16 protein-coding genes are annotated in these 14,218 nt (G+C 36.5%); 9 read left to right on the top strand and 7 right to left on the bottom strand.

The window, feature by feature from the left end:
• The first annotated feature begins 78 nt into the window (after positions 1-78).
• The 4 genes from GHC26_RS14760 to GHC26_RS14745 all read left to right on the top strand — a co-directional run bounded on the left by GHC26_RS14760 (position 79) and on the right by GHC26_RS14745 (position 1,896).
• Positions 79-912, top strand: coding sequence for a Cof-type HAD-IIB family hydrolase (locus GHC26_RS14760; RefSeq protein ID WP_163972022.1), 834 nt, complete (start codon positions 79-81; stop codon positions 910-912).
• A 172-nt stretch (positions 913-1,084) separates the two neighbouring features.
• Positions 1,085-1,234, top strand: coding sequence for a hypothetical protein (locus tag GHC26_RS14755; protein ID WP_163972021.1), 150 nt, complete (start codon positions 1,085-1,087; stop codon positions 1,232-1,234).
• A gap of 1 nt (position 1,235) precedes the next feature.
• The gene (locus GHC26_RS14750; protein ID WP_163972020.1) at positions 1,236-1,445 is read left to right on the top strand and encodes a DUF3813 family protein; all 210 of its coding nucleotides are present in this window, start codon (positions 1,236-1,238) and stop codon (positions 1,443-1,445) included.
• 187 nt (positions 1,446-1,632) lie between these two features.
• Complete coding sequence (locus GHC26_RS14745) at positions 1,633-1,896, top strand: NifU N-terminal domain-containing protein (RefSeq protein WP_163972019.1); 264 nt, start codon at positions 1,633-1,635, stop codon at positions 1,894-1,896.
• 200 nt (positions 1,897-2,096) lie between these two features.
• On the opposite strand, the gene GHC26_RS14740 is transcribed toward GHC26_RS14745, so the two are convergent.
• Both GHC26_RS14740 and GHC26_RS14735 read right to left on the bottom strand, forming a co-directional pair.
• Complete coding sequence (locus GHC26_RS14740) at positions 2,097-2,540, bottom strand: putative periplasmic lipoprotein (RefSeq protein WP_163972018.1); 444 nt, start codon at positions 2,538-2,540, stop codon at positions 2,097-2,099.
• A gap of 16 nt (positions 2,541-2,556) precedes the next feature.
• On the bottom strand, positions 2,557-3,399 hold the full coding sequence (locus GHC26_RS14735; protein ID WP_163972017.1) for a YitT family protein: 843 nt from the start codon (positions 3,397-3,399) through the stop codon (positions 2,557-2,559).
• Positions 3,400-3,540: 141 nt separating this feature from the next.
• Here GHC26_RS14735 and GHC26_RS14730 point away from each other — a divergent pair, with 141 nt between their 5' ends.
• The 3 genes from GHC26_RS14730 to GHC26_RS14720 all read left to right on the top strand — a co-directional run bounded on the left by GHC26_RS14730 (position 3,541) and on the right by GHC26_RS14720 (position 8,485).
• Positions 3,541-4,401 (top strand): DegV family protein, encoded by an 861-nt coding sequence (locus tag GHC26_RS14730; protein WP_163972016.1) that lies wholly within the window; start codon positions 3,541-3,543, stop codon positions 4,399-4,401.
• 305 nt (positions 4,402-4,706) lie between these two features.
• On the top strand, positions 4,707-6,941 hold the full coding sequence (locus GHC26_RS14725; RefSeq protein ID WP_163972015.1) for a beta-propeller domain-containing protein: 2,235 nt from the start codon (positions 4,707-4,709) through the stop codon (positions 6,939-6,941).
• 326 nt (positions 6,942-7,267) lie between these two features.
• Positions 7,268-8,485: a hypothetical protein gene (locus GHC26_RS14720; RefSeq protein ID WP_163972014.1), complete on the top strand. Its 1,218-nt coding sequence runs from the start codon at positions 7,268-7,270 to the stop codon at positions 8,483-8,485.
• Positions 8,486-9,211: 726 nt separating this feature from the next.
• Here GHC26_RS14720 and GHC26_RS14715 read toward each other — a convergent pair.
• From GHC26_RS14715 to GHC26_RS14705, 3 genes are all read right to left on the bottom strand, one after another.
• Positions 9,212-9,496, bottom strand: a complete 285-nt coding sequence (locus GHC26_RS14715; protein WP_163972013.1) for a hypothetical protein — start codon at positions 9,494-9,496, stop codon at positions 9,212-9,214.
• 210 nt (positions 9,497-9,706) lie between these two features.
• The gene (locus GHC26_RS14710) at positions 9,707-9,946 is read right to left on the bottom strand and encodes a hypothetical protein (protein ID WP_163972012.1); all 240 of its coding nucleotides are present in this window, start codon (positions 9,944-9,946) and stop codon (positions 9,707-9,709) included.
• A 139-nt stretch (positions 9,947-10,085) separates the two neighbouring features.
• The gene (locus GHC26_RS14705) at positions 10,086-10,457 is read right to left on the bottom strand and encodes a hypothetical protein (RefSeq protein WP_163972011.1); all 372 of its coding nucleotides are present in this window, start codon (positions 10,455-10,457) and stop codon (positions 10,086-10,088) included.
• 689 nt (positions 10,458-11,146) lie between these two features.
• Here GHC26_RS14705 and GHC26_RS14700 point away from each other — a divergent pair.
• On the top strand, positions 11,147-11,548 hold the full coding sequence (locus tag GHC26_RS14700; RefSeq protein ID WP_163972010.1) for a hypothetical protein: 402 nt from the start codon (positions 11,147-11,149) through the stop codon (positions 11,546-11,548).
• Positions 11,549-11,671: 123 nt separating this feature from the next.
• Positions 11,672-11,857, top strand: coding sequence for a YppF family protein (gene yppF / locus GHC26_RS14695; protein WP_163972009.1), 186 nt, complete (start codon positions 11,672-11,674; stop codon positions 11,855-11,857).
• 114 nt (positions 11,858-11,971) lie between these two features.
• Here the strand turns inward: yppF and GHC26_RS14690 are convergent, their stop codons facing one another.
• Positions 11,972-13,438 carry an alpha-amylase family glycosyl hydrolase gene (locus GHC26_RS14690; protein WP_163972008.1) on the bottom strand — a complete coding sequence of 489 codons (1,467 nt, stop codon included), beginning with the start codon at positions 13,436-13,438 and terminating at the stop codon, positions 11,972-11,974.
• Between the two features lie 378 nt (positions 13,439-13,816).
• A complete protein-coding gene (locus tag GHC26_RS14685; protein ID WP_163972007.1) occupies positions 13,817-14,170 on the bottom strand; it encodes a YisL family protein in 354 nt (117 codons plus the stop codon).
• Positions 14,171-14,218 lie beyond the last annotated feature (48 nt).

The raw sequence follows: 14,218 nt of genomic DNA, 5'->3' as shown, positions 1-14,218 counted from the left end.
TTGAATGTCAAAGTCTTAAAGTGGGGGTTTTACTGCCAGTTAGGACGTGATAAACTAATGGCATACGAGGTGAAAAAAATGACAATTCAACGACACTTAATTGCATTAGATTTAGATGGAACGTTGTTAACAGATAATAAAGAAATAACAGCAAAAACAAGCCAAGTTTTACAACAAGCGATGGATGAAGGACACATTGTTGTTATTGCAACTGGAAGGCCACATCGCGCAAGTATCCATTATTACCATAATCTTGGGTTAAAAACCCCAATGGTAAACTTTAATGGAGCACTTCTTCACCATCCAACTGACAAGAAATGGGATGCACTGCATAATCCAATGCCAAACCGTACGGCATTAAAAATCGTCGATGCTTGCTACGATTTAAATGTGAAGAATTTACTTGCCGAAGTAATGGACAATGTGTACCTTGATCAATACGATGAAGAAATTATGAAGATCTTCCAATCAACACCACAAGACGCGCCATTCACAATTGGCAGTTTAAAGAGTAAGTTACAAGAAGATCCAACATCGTTGTTGATCCATCCGAAAGAAGATCATATAAACGAATTGCGATCCCATTTAGATAATTATCATGCTGAATTAATCGAGCATCGCAAATGGGGTGCACCATGGAATATCATTGAAATTGTCAAAAAAGGCATGAATAAAGCAGTTGGTTTACAAAAAATCGCTTATTATTATGGTATCCCAAAAGATCGAATTATTGCTTTCGGTGATGAAGATAACGATTTAGAAATGATTGATTACGCTGGTGTTGGAGTTGCCATGGGAAATGCCATTGACGAATTAAAATCCATTGCTAAACATATTACAAAGACAAATGAAGAAAATGGAGTTGGAACATTCTTAGAGGAATATTTAAAACTTCAAGTAAATGCTGGATAACATTACCCAAAAATTCCTTTTATATTTTATTGAAGCCTGCTCATACTACTAGTGAACGCAACAAAACGCGTTCACTTTTTGTTATATTGCTCCTAATTTGTTTGCAGCTTTTACCCTAAGAACTTGTGCTTGTTTTTCGAGCCTTTAGTTCTTCTAAGGAGGAATCCGCATCATGGGGAAAAGTAGTAAGTCCAAGCGATTAACCCATCAAGGTGCTGAAGCAGTACAGAAGCATGCTGAGCGTTTTCCGTATAAATCACGCTTTAGTGATAAGGAACGAAAACGTGAGGAAGCGGATCACCACACAGTAGGAGGTTTTTAACATGGCAAACAATAACAACAACAACTTATTTGAACAAGCACGTCAAGCAGTACAACGTATAACAAATGGTCAAGGGAATCCAAACCAACAAGACCAACAAGCGGCACAAGCAGCTATTCAGTCTGCTTATAATGATGCGTCAACTCCAGAAGAACAGCAAGAACTACAGCAACTTGAACAGCAACTAAGACAACACAATCAGCTAAGCTAAGGATTCGCATCAATTAGCTTGTGATAGAAATTACTAGTTCATCAAACATCATGTGATGAAAGAGGATTGTTGATCAAGCTATGTTTCCCTCCCCACTTTTATAGATAGGGGAGGGGATTTTTCTTTTTTCTCATATAGATTTCTGCTATGATATATATAAGTATGTATACAAATAGGAGGGAATTTAATGAGTATTCGTGCCGAAAGTACACCTAATCCAAATGCATTAAAATTTACAACAGATAAACTAATTTTTGAAGGAGACAACAGTATTTCTGTTATGCCTGGCGATACAAGTGAACATGACATCTTAAACGATTTAATGAAATTAGATGGAGTGGAAAATGTATTTGGTTATCAAAATTTCATTACGGTTAATAAAGGGTTTGATGTCGAATGGGATGAACTTTCTCCAAAAGTAATCGAAGTAATCGAAAGCTATGGGTATTAATACATAGAATAAATGGAAAAAGACAGCTTTGCAGGCTGTCTTTTTTTGGGTCTTAATAAATTAAGTTACTTTGGTTCAGGCACCAAACGGCAAGGTTCAGTAATATCAAGCCATAGTTCAGTTTTTTCGGTGTAACGTTCAGTTTTTACCCAACTTGGTTCAGTTTTCACATGAACCAGTAAACACGCGCAACAACTCCCCTAATAGCTTTGACGAATAAAATCGATTGGAACATAATTTGGATTGACCATTTCCCCTGCTTCGTTCTTCCCATACAGCATAAGGACTGGGACCACTTCTGTCTCAACAACATCGTCTGGTAAGGTGATCGATATGTTAAATTCCTGCCATTCTTCCTCAAGGGTGACTTCTGTTTCCTCGATAATATCCTTGCCATCATGCTCTACTTTGTAATAAATTACATCATTTGTTGCTTTCGCTTCTGCTGTAACCGACACCTTTTGCTTATTTACAATACGGATATCGATATTTTGAAATATAGCGGTAGTGCCATCATCTGATGATTCCGTTACATCCTCTTCTGTTTCTTGAGATGAATCATCCTGTTGTTCTTTCTCTGCACCTTCATCACTACAAGCCATTAAAAAAATAACACTCATCAGTAGCAGCAAATATTTCTTCATCTTTCATCCCCTCCGATTAATCTCTCCGGAAGAATCCAAATATTCCTGTTGTCTGAACGATGTTTGTAAATGCATTTGGATCCACTTCACCTATTATGCGTTCTAAATCATATAGCTCATAACGTGTAATAACAAGGTATAACATATGTTTGTCTGTCTTTGTATAGGCACCCTTAGCTGGCAAGATGGTGATCCCACGCACCATTGTATCATGTATTGCTTTTTGGAGCTCATCTGCTTTATGTGTAATAATCATTGCCGTTACTTTTTCATGACGTGTATGTAAGGCATCAATAATGCGTGTAGTCACATATAACGTTAACAACGTATAAAGCGCATTTTCTGGTTCATACAAAATTCCTGCTAAAGCAATGATTATAGCATTTAACATTAAAAAATAACTACCAATTGGTTTATCCTTCATACGAGATAGCACCATAGCTACGATATCCATCCCACCAGTTGAAGCACCTAATTTCAATGTTAAACCGACACCAGCACCGCCAATAACACCACCAAAAACAGCATTAAGAATAATATCCTCAGAAAGTGTTACAATTGGTAATATCTCTAAGAATACCGTCGTAAAAATAACCGATATGATACTATATATCGTAAAACCTTTCCCTACCTTAAACCAACCTAATAAGGCAACTGGTATATTCAAAATAAATAATATAATACCAGTACTGATTCCAATACCAATAAAATCATTAAACACACTGGACATAAGTTGTGCTGCACCAGTAAATCCACTTGCGTATACATTCGCACCAATTAAGAAAAAATTTAAGGAAATGGCATTTAACAAGGCACCAAATATAACTACAATAATACGTTTCGCTTCTACTAAAAACATCACGAACCTCCTTGCATAATAAATTAATTAATCGTAGTGCACTTTTTTTATTCTTTGAAATATTAATAAAATATACTTTGACTATCACATGTGATAGATTTAAACTAAAAGAAAATACGTATTAATAATGAAGGTGATAAAATGACGATTAAAATTCTTGCTGACTCTGGATGTGATTTGTCAGAAACACATTATAACGAATTTGACATTGAAATGGTACCATTAACTGTTCAGTTAGACGATAAAGATTATGAGGATGGAAAAAACATCTCTCCTAAAACGGTTTATGATGCGATGCGTGAAGGAAAAAGTCCAAAAACATCACAGGTTGCTCCGCAGACATTTAAAGCGGTATTTACATCCTATGCTAAGTCAAATCAACCGTTAGTATACTTGGCATTATCTTCAGAATTATCTGGTACCTATCAGACAGCAAAAATGATGGAACAGGAAGTCAAAGAAGAGTATCCCGATGCATCCATTCATGTTATTGATACCAAGTGTGCTTCGATCGGGCTTGGCTTAGTGGTACTACGTGCAGCTCAGTTGGCCAAAAAAGGCGCAACTGTCGATGAAATTATCGATATCGCGACTTATCACGCTCAACACATGGAGCATATATTTACTGTGGATGATCTAGAATACTTACGTCGTGGTGGCCGTGTCAGTAAAACAGCTGCCTTTGTTGGAACATTGATGAAAATCAAGCCGATCCTCCATGTTGAGGACGGGAAACTCATTCCACTTGAAAAGGTACGCGGCTCCAAAAAGGTATTAAAACGTATGCTTGACCTAATGGAAGAGCGAGGTACTGACTTCAAAAACCAAACAATCGGCATTAGTCATGGTGATGATTTGGAAACAGCTCAGAAGTTAGCCGATATGATTAAGGAAAAATTCGGTGCTGACACTATTGAAATTGAAATGGTTGGTTCCACAATTGGTGCACATGCTGGACCTGGCACAATTGCACTCTTTTTCCTAAATAGCCCGTACAAATAAAGTGAAACTTCATTCAGTGGGGGATTCCTTTCCTCCCCCACTGATTGTTAGTTGACGATCGGACATATACGGGCAGTTTGATCCCCACTTATCTTTCTTGGATCTCCTCGTAATCTTGAAGTGGGGGTCTTACTGCCCGTCACATGCGGGATAAATATTTAGACGTAGACCAAAAACTGATTCAACCCCTTTCGTTGAAACAGTTTTTTTATTTGTTTTATTACATTTATGTAACAAAAAAGTAATTTCCACGTCTAACCAACTAAAGCAACATTATTTCCTAAACCCAAAGAGGTGAAAACGAAATGAAAAAAGTTTATTGGACCATAGGCGTAATCAGTATCGTTGGGATCAGTATAGTGCTCTTTACCCTTTTTTCGACAAATATAACCGCACAAATTCCTTCAGCATCTAGTTATGCACCAACTTTTAAAAATTGGACCATTCATTTTTCCCATCGCATGAATCCAGAAACATTTACCGAAAATACCGTAGTTGTAAAAAATAAAAATAACGCAGTAGATGTTACGTTCGAATGGAATGAAGAGCATACCGTACTGACCATTTTACCTCCAGAAGATGGGTACACCATTGAGGATGAATACCAAATTCAAATTTCCAACAAGGTCGAAACAGCATCAGGGAAAAACTTATCGAAACCCTATACACACTATTTCACGGCTGTAAAAGACGTACCTCGGATTGAGGATGAAACGCAGTTATTAACACTACTAGAAGAGCGAATGAAACAAAATAGACAACAAGGAGAGGTAACAGTTGAAGACGCAGAAAGTGCTGATACTGCGGGTGATGAAACAGCTAGTCTAAATGATAGTGCTGGCTCAGAGGCATCTTCAACATCTGATACCAATGTACAAGTCGATGGAATCGATGAAGGCGATATTGTGAAAACAGATGGGGAGTATCTCTATTTTGCAAGGGATCGGGATATTATTATTGCCAAAACAGATCAATCTAACAGTAAGGTAGTCAGTAGCATTAAAGAAGAAGCCTTTCAAACACAGGAATTATTTGTAGAAGATGATCTATTGATTGCTATCGGATTCCAGCATAAACCAATTCGGGAAGTAGAAGAACCAACAGAACAACCGAATGCATCTCGTGCTGATATGGCTATTTATCCACCGTCCCTTAACATGCAGACGACCGTTTACATGTATGATATTTCTAATCAATCTACACCAGAGAAAGTTAGAGAATTTTCCCTAGAGGGATCACTAACGGCTTCTCGTAAAATGGATCAGCAATTATTCTTAGTCGCAAACAACCACCCTCCCTATCACATTTTAGAGGAAGAATCGTCTAATGGCGAAGTACGTCCGCTTATAAAAGATACCGCAACAAGTAAAAAAGCAGAACCAATTGATTTTAACGATATGTACTTTTTCCCTGAAAGTGATGGTGAGAATTTTATGTTGTTAGCGACCATTGATTTAAACGATATGGAAAAAGAGGCGACAATCGAATCCTATTTAGGTGCATCCAACCAAGTTTATATGTCAGAAAACCACCTCTATACAGCTTCGCGCCATTACAATACGCCAGAATCAACCAAATCAGATGATACGGAATTGGCAGTCACACAACCTGCCAATACCGAGATTATTCAATTTAAACTAGGTGATGGCGAAATCGCTCATCATGCTTCCACGGTAGTTAATGGAACGTTAATTAATCAATTTGCCATGGATGAGCGCCATGATACATTCCGTGTTGCTACCACAAAAGGAGAAATGTGGGGAGATGATGAGCCATCCACTAATAATCTCTATACCTTTGATCTGGATTTAAATCCACTTGGAGCTGTTGAAGGTTTAGCAGAAGGAGAACGTATCTATAGTGTACGCTTTATGGATGATGTGGCGTACATGGTGACATTCCGGCAAGTAGACCCATTTTATGTCATTGATTTAGCAGATGCAAAAAATCCAGAGGTACTTGGTGAATTAAAAATCCCTGGTTTTAGTAATTATCTACACCCGTTAGATGAGAACCATGTTATTGGGGTTGGACAGCACACCGAACTCGAAGAAACTGGTGGACCTGAACCGATTGTTCGTACAGCTGGATTAAAGCTATCGATATTTGATGTGAGCGATCCAACGAATCCACAAGAAAAATTCACGGAAATTATCGGAGAAGGTGGATCCTACTCAGAACTAAATCATAATCACAAAGCATTGTATCAACATCCAAGTAAAAATATCTTTGGATTCCCAGCACAATTGTATGAAACCAAAATGGTCCAACAGGGAGATGCTACCTATGAACGGCAATCCTTTGTATATGAAGGTGCTTTTCTCTATCAGCTGTCATCGGAGGCAGGGATTACGCTAAAAGATACGATTACCCATCAGAATGATAATATCGAACATCCTGAGTGGGAAGCACAAATAAAACGAATGGTTTCTGTTAATGATTATCTATACACCCTATCTTTTGATCTGATGAAGGTATATGACATAGAAACCGAATCCACTGTAAAGACCGTTGAACTACCTGAAATGCCAGAATGGTAAATGGAAAGTAGAAAACTCTAGTGCCTCCGCCTAGGGTTTTCTTGTTTGGGTGGCTTTTAGGCGTTGCAACTTTAGTAACTGCTGTTCAAGCTTAAGTAACTTCGGGATAACTTCAGCGCCTTTTTCACAGTCTCCAGCGAATATACCTTAATCTTAGCATCTATTAATACAGGGTCACTACACTTTGGTGACTGCTGACCTCCATCTACAATCATCCATATTTCTGACACAATTTTGTTATCGTTTCATGACAATTTTTAAATGCTATTGCACAAATTTTACTTATTCGTCATGATAATAATAGTTGTCAGATGGAGGTATACAGCATGCCAAGAATAGTTATACACCTAACCTTTTTCTTTTTTATGATTTCCGCTTTATCAGGGGTATGGATGCGGTTATTTCCCTTTAATCTTAATATCGCTATTGAATATACCAATATACTTCATGGCCATTCCCATTTAGCCATATTAGGATGGGCTTTCCTTGGGGGATTACTTGTCTTTTTAACTATTATATGGTCATCATTAAAACAGAAAAAAGAAGCTATTGCACTCGTGATCACCCTATTTATCACATCTCTTGTTATGTTTATGGCATTCATCTATCAGGGATACGACGTTTTTTCAATCATTATGTCAACAGTGCATATCTTCGTTGAATATTGGGCAGCGATTTTTATTTATCGCCAAGTAAAAAAGCGCTCATTCATCCATAGACTAGATGCCTTGTATATAAAGGGTGCCTTAATTGCGCTCGTTATTTCGTCAATTGGGCCATTTGCATTAGGATTTATTTCTGCAAATGGGCTAAAGGATACGTATCTCTTTGATATGGCAATTTATTTCTATTTGCATTTTCAATACAATGGATGGCTCTTTTTATTCCTCATTGGAACTTTCACTGTCATCCTGCGTAAAAAAGGAATCACCTTATCCAATAATCTGTTAAAAACAGGATTTTGGCTATATTTCATCGCTTTGTTCCCTGGCTACTTCCTATCCATTCTATGGGTTGATTTAGGGAATTGGAGTCATATGTTAGCAACTATCGGAAGTATTGGGCAGTGGATTGCCGTTTTATCTATCGTTATAGCTTATTGGATGAGTTTTCATTTCATTCAAAAGACTATCCCAAAATTAGCTGCTATTAGTCTTTCGATTACACTTCTATTATTAGTAGCGAAAAGTACCATGGAGTTAGGTTTAATATTGCCGAATTTAGCAGATTTGGTTTATGAAACAAGAGGCATTATCATTGGCTATCTACATTTAACTTTATTAGGATTTGTCAGTATTTTTATCCTTAGCCTCTTTAGTATGTTAGGCTACATTCCTAGATCTCAATTGGCTTACCGAGGATTTATGATTTTCTTTATTGGCTTTTGTTTAAATGAGGCATTACTGTTTGTAGACGGGCTATGGGAATGGATGTATTTGCCAAGCATTCCGTTTTATACAGAAGGGCTTTTAGTCGCAAGTACACTTCTAGCTTTTGGCATACTGATTATGTGGTATACCACTAGCAAACGAACAAAAGTGTAAGTACACCGTCAATCAGTCAAAAGTAGTTCCGATACCGTGGGGAATATTCGAAAAAAAACAGATGAATTAACCGACGAAAACACATTTACCATCAATAACAATATAAACATTCAAAACCGCTTGGATCATATTATCCAAGCGGTTTTGGCTGTGAAAATGTTTAGTGGCCACTCATCTGACACAGGTTTAATAACCTCAATATCCTTAATAAACTCTTGTCCACTTTCAATGTAAGACGATAGAACTTTTAACTTTACAAATTGATTAGGGTATAATTCTCTACACTCTGACCATTTCATCATTTCACCGCCTCTCTTTTTATTTTATTGTTTCAGACACCAATCATATCCTAGCAATTAATTCCCCCGATAAAAGGTGCTGTTATTTCTTGAAGATAAGCACCCCGATTGTTTAATATCATTTTCCTAAAATATTTCTTACTTGTCTTCGGCCTTAAATTTCTTTCGATAATACACTATAAAAGAAATAATAACGACTGCATATAAAATAGTATCTACAATAATTCTGTTTGTTGTAGATAAATCAAATAAACGAAGTATGCCAATAAATACCAAAGTAATTATCCCAATCCATTTATAAAATGTATAACTCATATAATTATCCTCTCTGTTAAAATAAAATGCCTCTTCCACTAGAGCACCGTTCGTTATACATAAAGACCTACACATTAATTGCATATTATATAAATGAAGTGACAATAAGTAATTATTTCTTACTTTTTAGTTCTAAAAATATAGGTGCTATATTTAGTAAGATAGAAACAATTGTCAAAAACCATAATGCCTTTTCCATACCAGGTACTACATCCGATAAAGCTGCCCAATCTTCCACTTTTACCCACCGAGATATAAGACTATATTCTGCACAAAGTGTTAATGCTGTAAATGATAATCCCATCGCCATAGCTAGCTTATAATCCTTTCCTGCTGTATACATATAAAGATTTATAAAAGTTGCTACTATAGCAATAACGCCTAATATTACCCACATAACTACACCTCGATATATTTTTATTTATGTCCTGTAATAATGCTAATGTGCTTCATCTCAATTTTTTTCATTACTTTTTTATTAGACATTAATACGTCAAATCTTATTTCACAGTAAATGCTCATTCCTTTTGTGATTTCTTATTGAACAAATCAGCTCCTTTAATGAAAAAGTGTTCCTGCTTGTTCCAGAAACGCCGTTAGCTCAAAACTAATCAACACATCCACATTCATATTCCGTGAATTTAAATTCTTTATATAGTCTTAATTCTTTAAAATCACTTGTATCAGATACATAGACTTTTATTACTGGAGCAATATCTTTTTTTGCTAAATACTTTACATAATTATCTAAATTATCCAGTGATATTAAGTGATATTCATTCATATCCTCAAACAAATCATTATGTTCACAAACATCATATGTCACAGCAAGATAATATTTTTTCACATCTCCACCTTACCTTCCACATTTATTTCTCTTTTTGTTTAAATTGTATCATAGCTTTCTTCAACTCTTCTGCCCTTTAATTCAACAAGGAATACCATTGTTAAAGCATCGCACCCGTTAATTGAGTAGAAAGCGATATTTACATTTTCGATATTCCGTTAATGAAAATGCTAAATAATAAACTAATTGTTGTTAACCCAGCAACTGGGATGGCAAAACCTTTGTTGTTTTTAAATTCATATATAGCTATGAACAAACCTGCTACACATAACACTAACCATATAGGCATAAATATGGCACCTGCAATATTCGTTGGTAATAAAGCGTAACCGCTAGCTAAGAAAAATAACCAATGCAAAACCAACAGCCCTAATATTACATAAGAAATTTTTCGAGGTGGTTTCCCTTTCTTATTTTTTCTAACAGCTATAAATGGAGTAACGATTAACGTTAAAAATGCAATAATGCCTATAATCATTAAAAATATCATTGAAAATCCAATGATGACCACTCCCTTTCACGATACTTTATTCAACATACCTGCCTAGTTTAAGTACGTTCTTTCACAAACTCTATATTTATGTTAACATACATTACCAATTATCCTCTTGGTTTAAAAAGTCAGCATAGCAAGTATCATTCACATTCACAACAGCTATTGACATTACTATGTGATGTTTTAGGTTCATAGGGAAATATTTATTATCGCAATATTCTCTATACAAGAATGTTGTGTTATACTCTACCTATAAAGTGAACGTCAATCAGTTGGGATTCATCTCCTCCCCCACTGATATCTATTGTAGTGATTTCCGAACAGTTTAACGAGTTGCTTATCTGTTGTATCAGGGGTGTGCTGAAATGAAGAAGAAGCTGAACATTTAGGCTTTTAATGGTTCCATAGGCTGTATCCTATTCGTTTGGATCATTTTCCTCTCAGGTCCAATCGATTATTCGATTTTCGGGATACACCCTCTAAATCTAGTCTTATGTAGTACATTGATCACATTCGTGTTAGGTGTATTAGGGTTTTCGGGAATTGAAGGTTGGAAAGGAATGTGTAGGAGTGTAGCTACTATCCTACTCACTTTGGGATTAGCCGTGTTTTTAACCTATATTAGCTTCATTGGTCATTTACTAGGCTAAAGATGACATGAATGAAATAAAGACGATACTGCATGATTGATGAGGAGGAGAAAAATGGGATTAAAAACCATTTCAAATTTGTATCAGTTACTTTTGGCTATTGGAGCCCTTTATGTCGGGATACTGATGTTTTTAGGAAGTGGTGTTTTTGCTACATTTCCGCCAGAATGGATCGGTACCATGCCATTTACGAATTGGTCAAGTTTAGCTATAGTTGGAATAATCATTTTTGGAATTGGCAATGCCTTTGTTTCTACTTATGGATTTATAACGAAAAAAGGCACCCATAAAACCTTCTTTTTACTAACGATCACGATGGGACTATTGCTTTTCCTAAGTGCGCTAACTCCAGTTCTTTTAGTAGGAGAATGGTACCTGCCAACAGCATTATTTTGGTTACTAAGCTTCATTCAACTATCACTTGGGTTACTTGGCTTTGTGACAAAGAAGTCTTGATGTGGGGGGTTCTTACCAATAAACACGTCATAAAAAATGTGCCAAGTTATCATAGATTACAGATTGTCTTCATATATTCCATAAAAAGATCATTTCACTAATCTGGATATAGGGGGACGTATCATGCAGGAAAAAGAATTGTTTGTGTACTATGTAGATGAACGAAAACAGGAACCAGAATCAATTCACCATGTGCTCGATTTTTATCAAATGAAATATGTAGCAGGTGAAATCGATGCGAACGAATACCGGAAAATTTTTTACCTGCTCCATTCAAAAGGTGCCGTTTCCGCACATGAATATGTATAATAAAAAACCCTAATAATCGATCGTCATTAGGGTTTTCTTTTTGTGTAATTTGTATTGAATGATTGGCTTGATTCGACCCCTTTGGTACTCATTTGTGACCGATAAGCATGTTTATCACTTTGTATTCTTTTTTTGCTTCCTCGTTAAAGCCACTACGGCTATGACAAAGGTTAGAAATATACCACCAACGATAGCAATAAACATCCAATTCATTCCTGTTTCATCTTGAATAACATACACATCAGCTGTTTCGCGAGGGAGAACGAGTGGATATTCTCCATTCTCACTTTCTCGAACAATATCATCTTCCATTAGCCCTTTTAGCTCAACTCCAGATTCTAGTTCCGTAATCGGGACCATATTCGTTTCAGAACCATTATTCATCGCAATATACAGCGTTTCCCCTTCATAGGTTCGCTTAAATACACTCATCGCTCCCTCTGAGGCAATTACTTCCATATCCCCATATTGCAATGCAGGAAATTCCGTACGAAGTGCTGCAATGCGATGATATACTTCTTCTAAATCTGGATCACTGCTATTAAACTGGACCATTTGTTGCATCCCTGCTTCTGGTTCACCAGACATTGGTAGCTCAGAGCCCTGATAGATGGATGGGGCACCAGGAGTAGTATATAAAAACGTTAAGGCTAATTTCCAAGTAGTAACAGCATTTCTCCCATTTTCGGTAAAAACCTTTGTGAACCGTTCCGTAAAGGGATCATCCACATAATGTAGACCTCTATCTTGTTCCTCTAACGCATCAAAGAGATCTGTAAGTGGCGTATCCACTTGGGAAAAAGCATCTGTCATCGCTTCATAAAGTCCAGGGTTTTCAATTAAGTCAATCCCCTCTATCGTTTGTAAATCCTCATTCGTCTCTAGTACGTCAGCAATAAGGTATAGGTCTGGCGATTCATCTCGAAGCTCTTGCGTGAAAGTTTCCAAAAAATCAGGAGCTGCTTGGTCTGCTGCATGTAATTTCAGTCCATCTATAGCTGCCTCTTCTATCCAAAACGTTGCAGCATCTATTAAAAATTGCTGTACTTCCTCATTTTCATGATTTAAGCGTACCACTTGGTCCAAATACGCATGTGCTGGTTTATCCCCTTCTATGATCCAATCTTCTCGTTCTGGATCTTCAACTATTGGATGTGTATTAGCTACATAATTAGGGACAAATTCTAAAATGACCTTCATATCACGATCGTGTGCTTCTGCTACTAAGCGTTTCACATCCTCCATTGTTCCGAATTGCTCGTCCACTTTATAAAAATCATCAATCCAATACCCATGATAGCCACCAGGTGCATTTGCCATTACTGGGGATAAGGATATCGTGGTAAAACCAAATTCTTTAATAGAATCTAACTTATCGATAATCCCTTGTATATCGCCACCATGATAAGCAAATGGATCATCTAAATCCACTTGTTCCGTTATCGATGCATCGCCATTATTAAAACGATCTACTAAAATGTCATAGATAATCTCTTCATGTACCTGACGCTGTTCCTCTGCATGTATTGGTCCAGGTACCCATAACAATAGGAACGCAACAATAATCATTATTTTCTTCATACTAAACCTACTCTCTTTTTAAAAAGTAATCCATTCTCTATTATTCCCCATCTTTTTTAATAGTCAATACAGGATAACAGATTGTCGATTTTCCTTCATAATTAACACTACTAGAACAAGGAAAACTTTTGCTATAGCTGTTTTCTATCATTTGTTTTCTAGTAGGTACCCTCATGTATTACATCACCTCTGAACCCTCATTCTACAACATATCCCAACAAACCAGTATTATGCCATTCTTACGTCCGATCTTGACTTCTGCACACACTATAAAATATAGCGAAATCGAAATTAACCATATGTGCCAAACAAGTCTTCGCACATTAGAAAAAAGCTGTCTTCTACACGGAAGACAACTTTTCATGAACTGCTTTTCTATTACATTGGCAAACGCCAGAACCCAAGAACTAATGTAATAACTAGCGCAATAACTAGTTGAATCCACCAGCTTTTCACAGGTTTATCTTTTTTCGTTTTGACTAAAATCATCTCAATTGCTGCGATAACCCAAACCCCAGCAAGTCCTTTCACAATCGCTTCTGCCATATAGTCACTGCCACCGAAATAGTTGGCAATTAAATCTCCACCAGTATACAAAATCAATAAGTAAATTAATCGTAACACCATGTGAATGATTTTTGCTGGCTTATTATTTCCTTGTTTATACATAACAAGTCCAATAATAAACAAAATAAGAGCTAATGCCCATGACGTGATGTGCATATGTGTCATTCTACAACCTCCTGTATCTTTTCCTATAACAATATTTTTTGTAAATTT

The sequence above is a fragment of the Oceanobacillus halotolerans genome (assembly GCF_010993955.1).
In the GTDB taxonomy this organism is placed as follows: Bacteria; Bacillota; Bacilli; order Bacillales; family Amphibacillaceae; genus Oceanibacillus_A; species Oceanibacillus_A halotolerans.
This window is presented reverse-complemented; position numbering and strand designations above follow the sequence as displayed.

Bases quoted from the DNA above. Each gene is read 5' to 3' on its own strand.
- GHC26_RS14725 (WP_163972015.1), top strand. From the start codon at position 4,707: ATGAAAAAAGTTTATTGGACCATAGGCGTAATCAGTATCGTTGGGATC.
- GHC26_RS14745 (WP_163972019.1), top strand. From the start codon at position 1,633: ATGAGTATTCGTGCCGAAAGTACACCTAATCCAAATGCATTAAAATTT.
- GHC26_RS14755 (WP_163972021.1), top strand. From the start codon at position 1,085: ATGGGGAAAAGTAGTAAGTCCAAGCGATTAACCCATCAAGGTGCTGAA.
- GHC26_RS14685 (WP_163972007.1), bottom strand. From the start codon at position 14,170: ATGACACATATGCACATCACGTCATGGGCATTAGCTCTTATTTTGTTT.
- GHC26_RS14735 (WP_163972017.1), bottom strand. From the start codon at position 3,399: ATGTTTTTAGTAGAAGCGAAACGTATTATTGTAGTTATATTTGGTGCC.
- GHC26_RS14720 (WP_163972014.1), top strand. From the start codon at position 7,268: ATGCCAAGAATAGTTATACACCTAACCTTTTTCTTTTTTATGATTTCC.
- GHC26_RS14715 (WP_163972013.1), bottom strand. From the start codon at position 9,496: ATGTGGGTAATATTAGGCGTTATTGCTATAGTAGCAACTTTTATAAAT.
- GHC26_RS14760 (WP_163972022.1), top strand. From the start codon at position 79: ATGACAATTCAACGACACTTAATTGCATTAGATTTAGATGGAACGTTG.
- yppF (WP_163972009.1), top strand. From the start codon at position 11,672: ATGCAGGAAAAAGAATTGTTTGTGTACTATGTAGATGAACGAAAACAG.
- GHC26_RS14730 (WP_163972016.1), top strand. From the start codon at position 3,541: ATGACGATTAAAATTCTTGCTGACTCTGGATGTGATTTGTCAGAAACA.
- GHC26_RS14690 (WP_163972008.1), bottom strand. From the start codon at position 13,438: ATGAAGAAAATAATGATTATTGTTGCGTTCCTATTGTTATGGGTACCT.
- GHC26_RS14740 (WP_163972018.1), bottom strand. From the start codon at position 2,540: ATGAAGAAATATTTGCTGCTACTGATGAGTGTTATTTTTTTAATGGCT.
- GHC26_RS14750 (WP_163972020.1), top strand. From the start codon at position 1,236: ATGGCAAACAATAACAACAACAACTTATTTGAACAAGCACGTCAAGCA.
- GHC26_RS14700 (WP_163972010.1), top strand. From the start codon at position 11,147: ATGGGATTAAAAACCATTTCAAATTTGTATCAGTTACTTTTGGCTATT.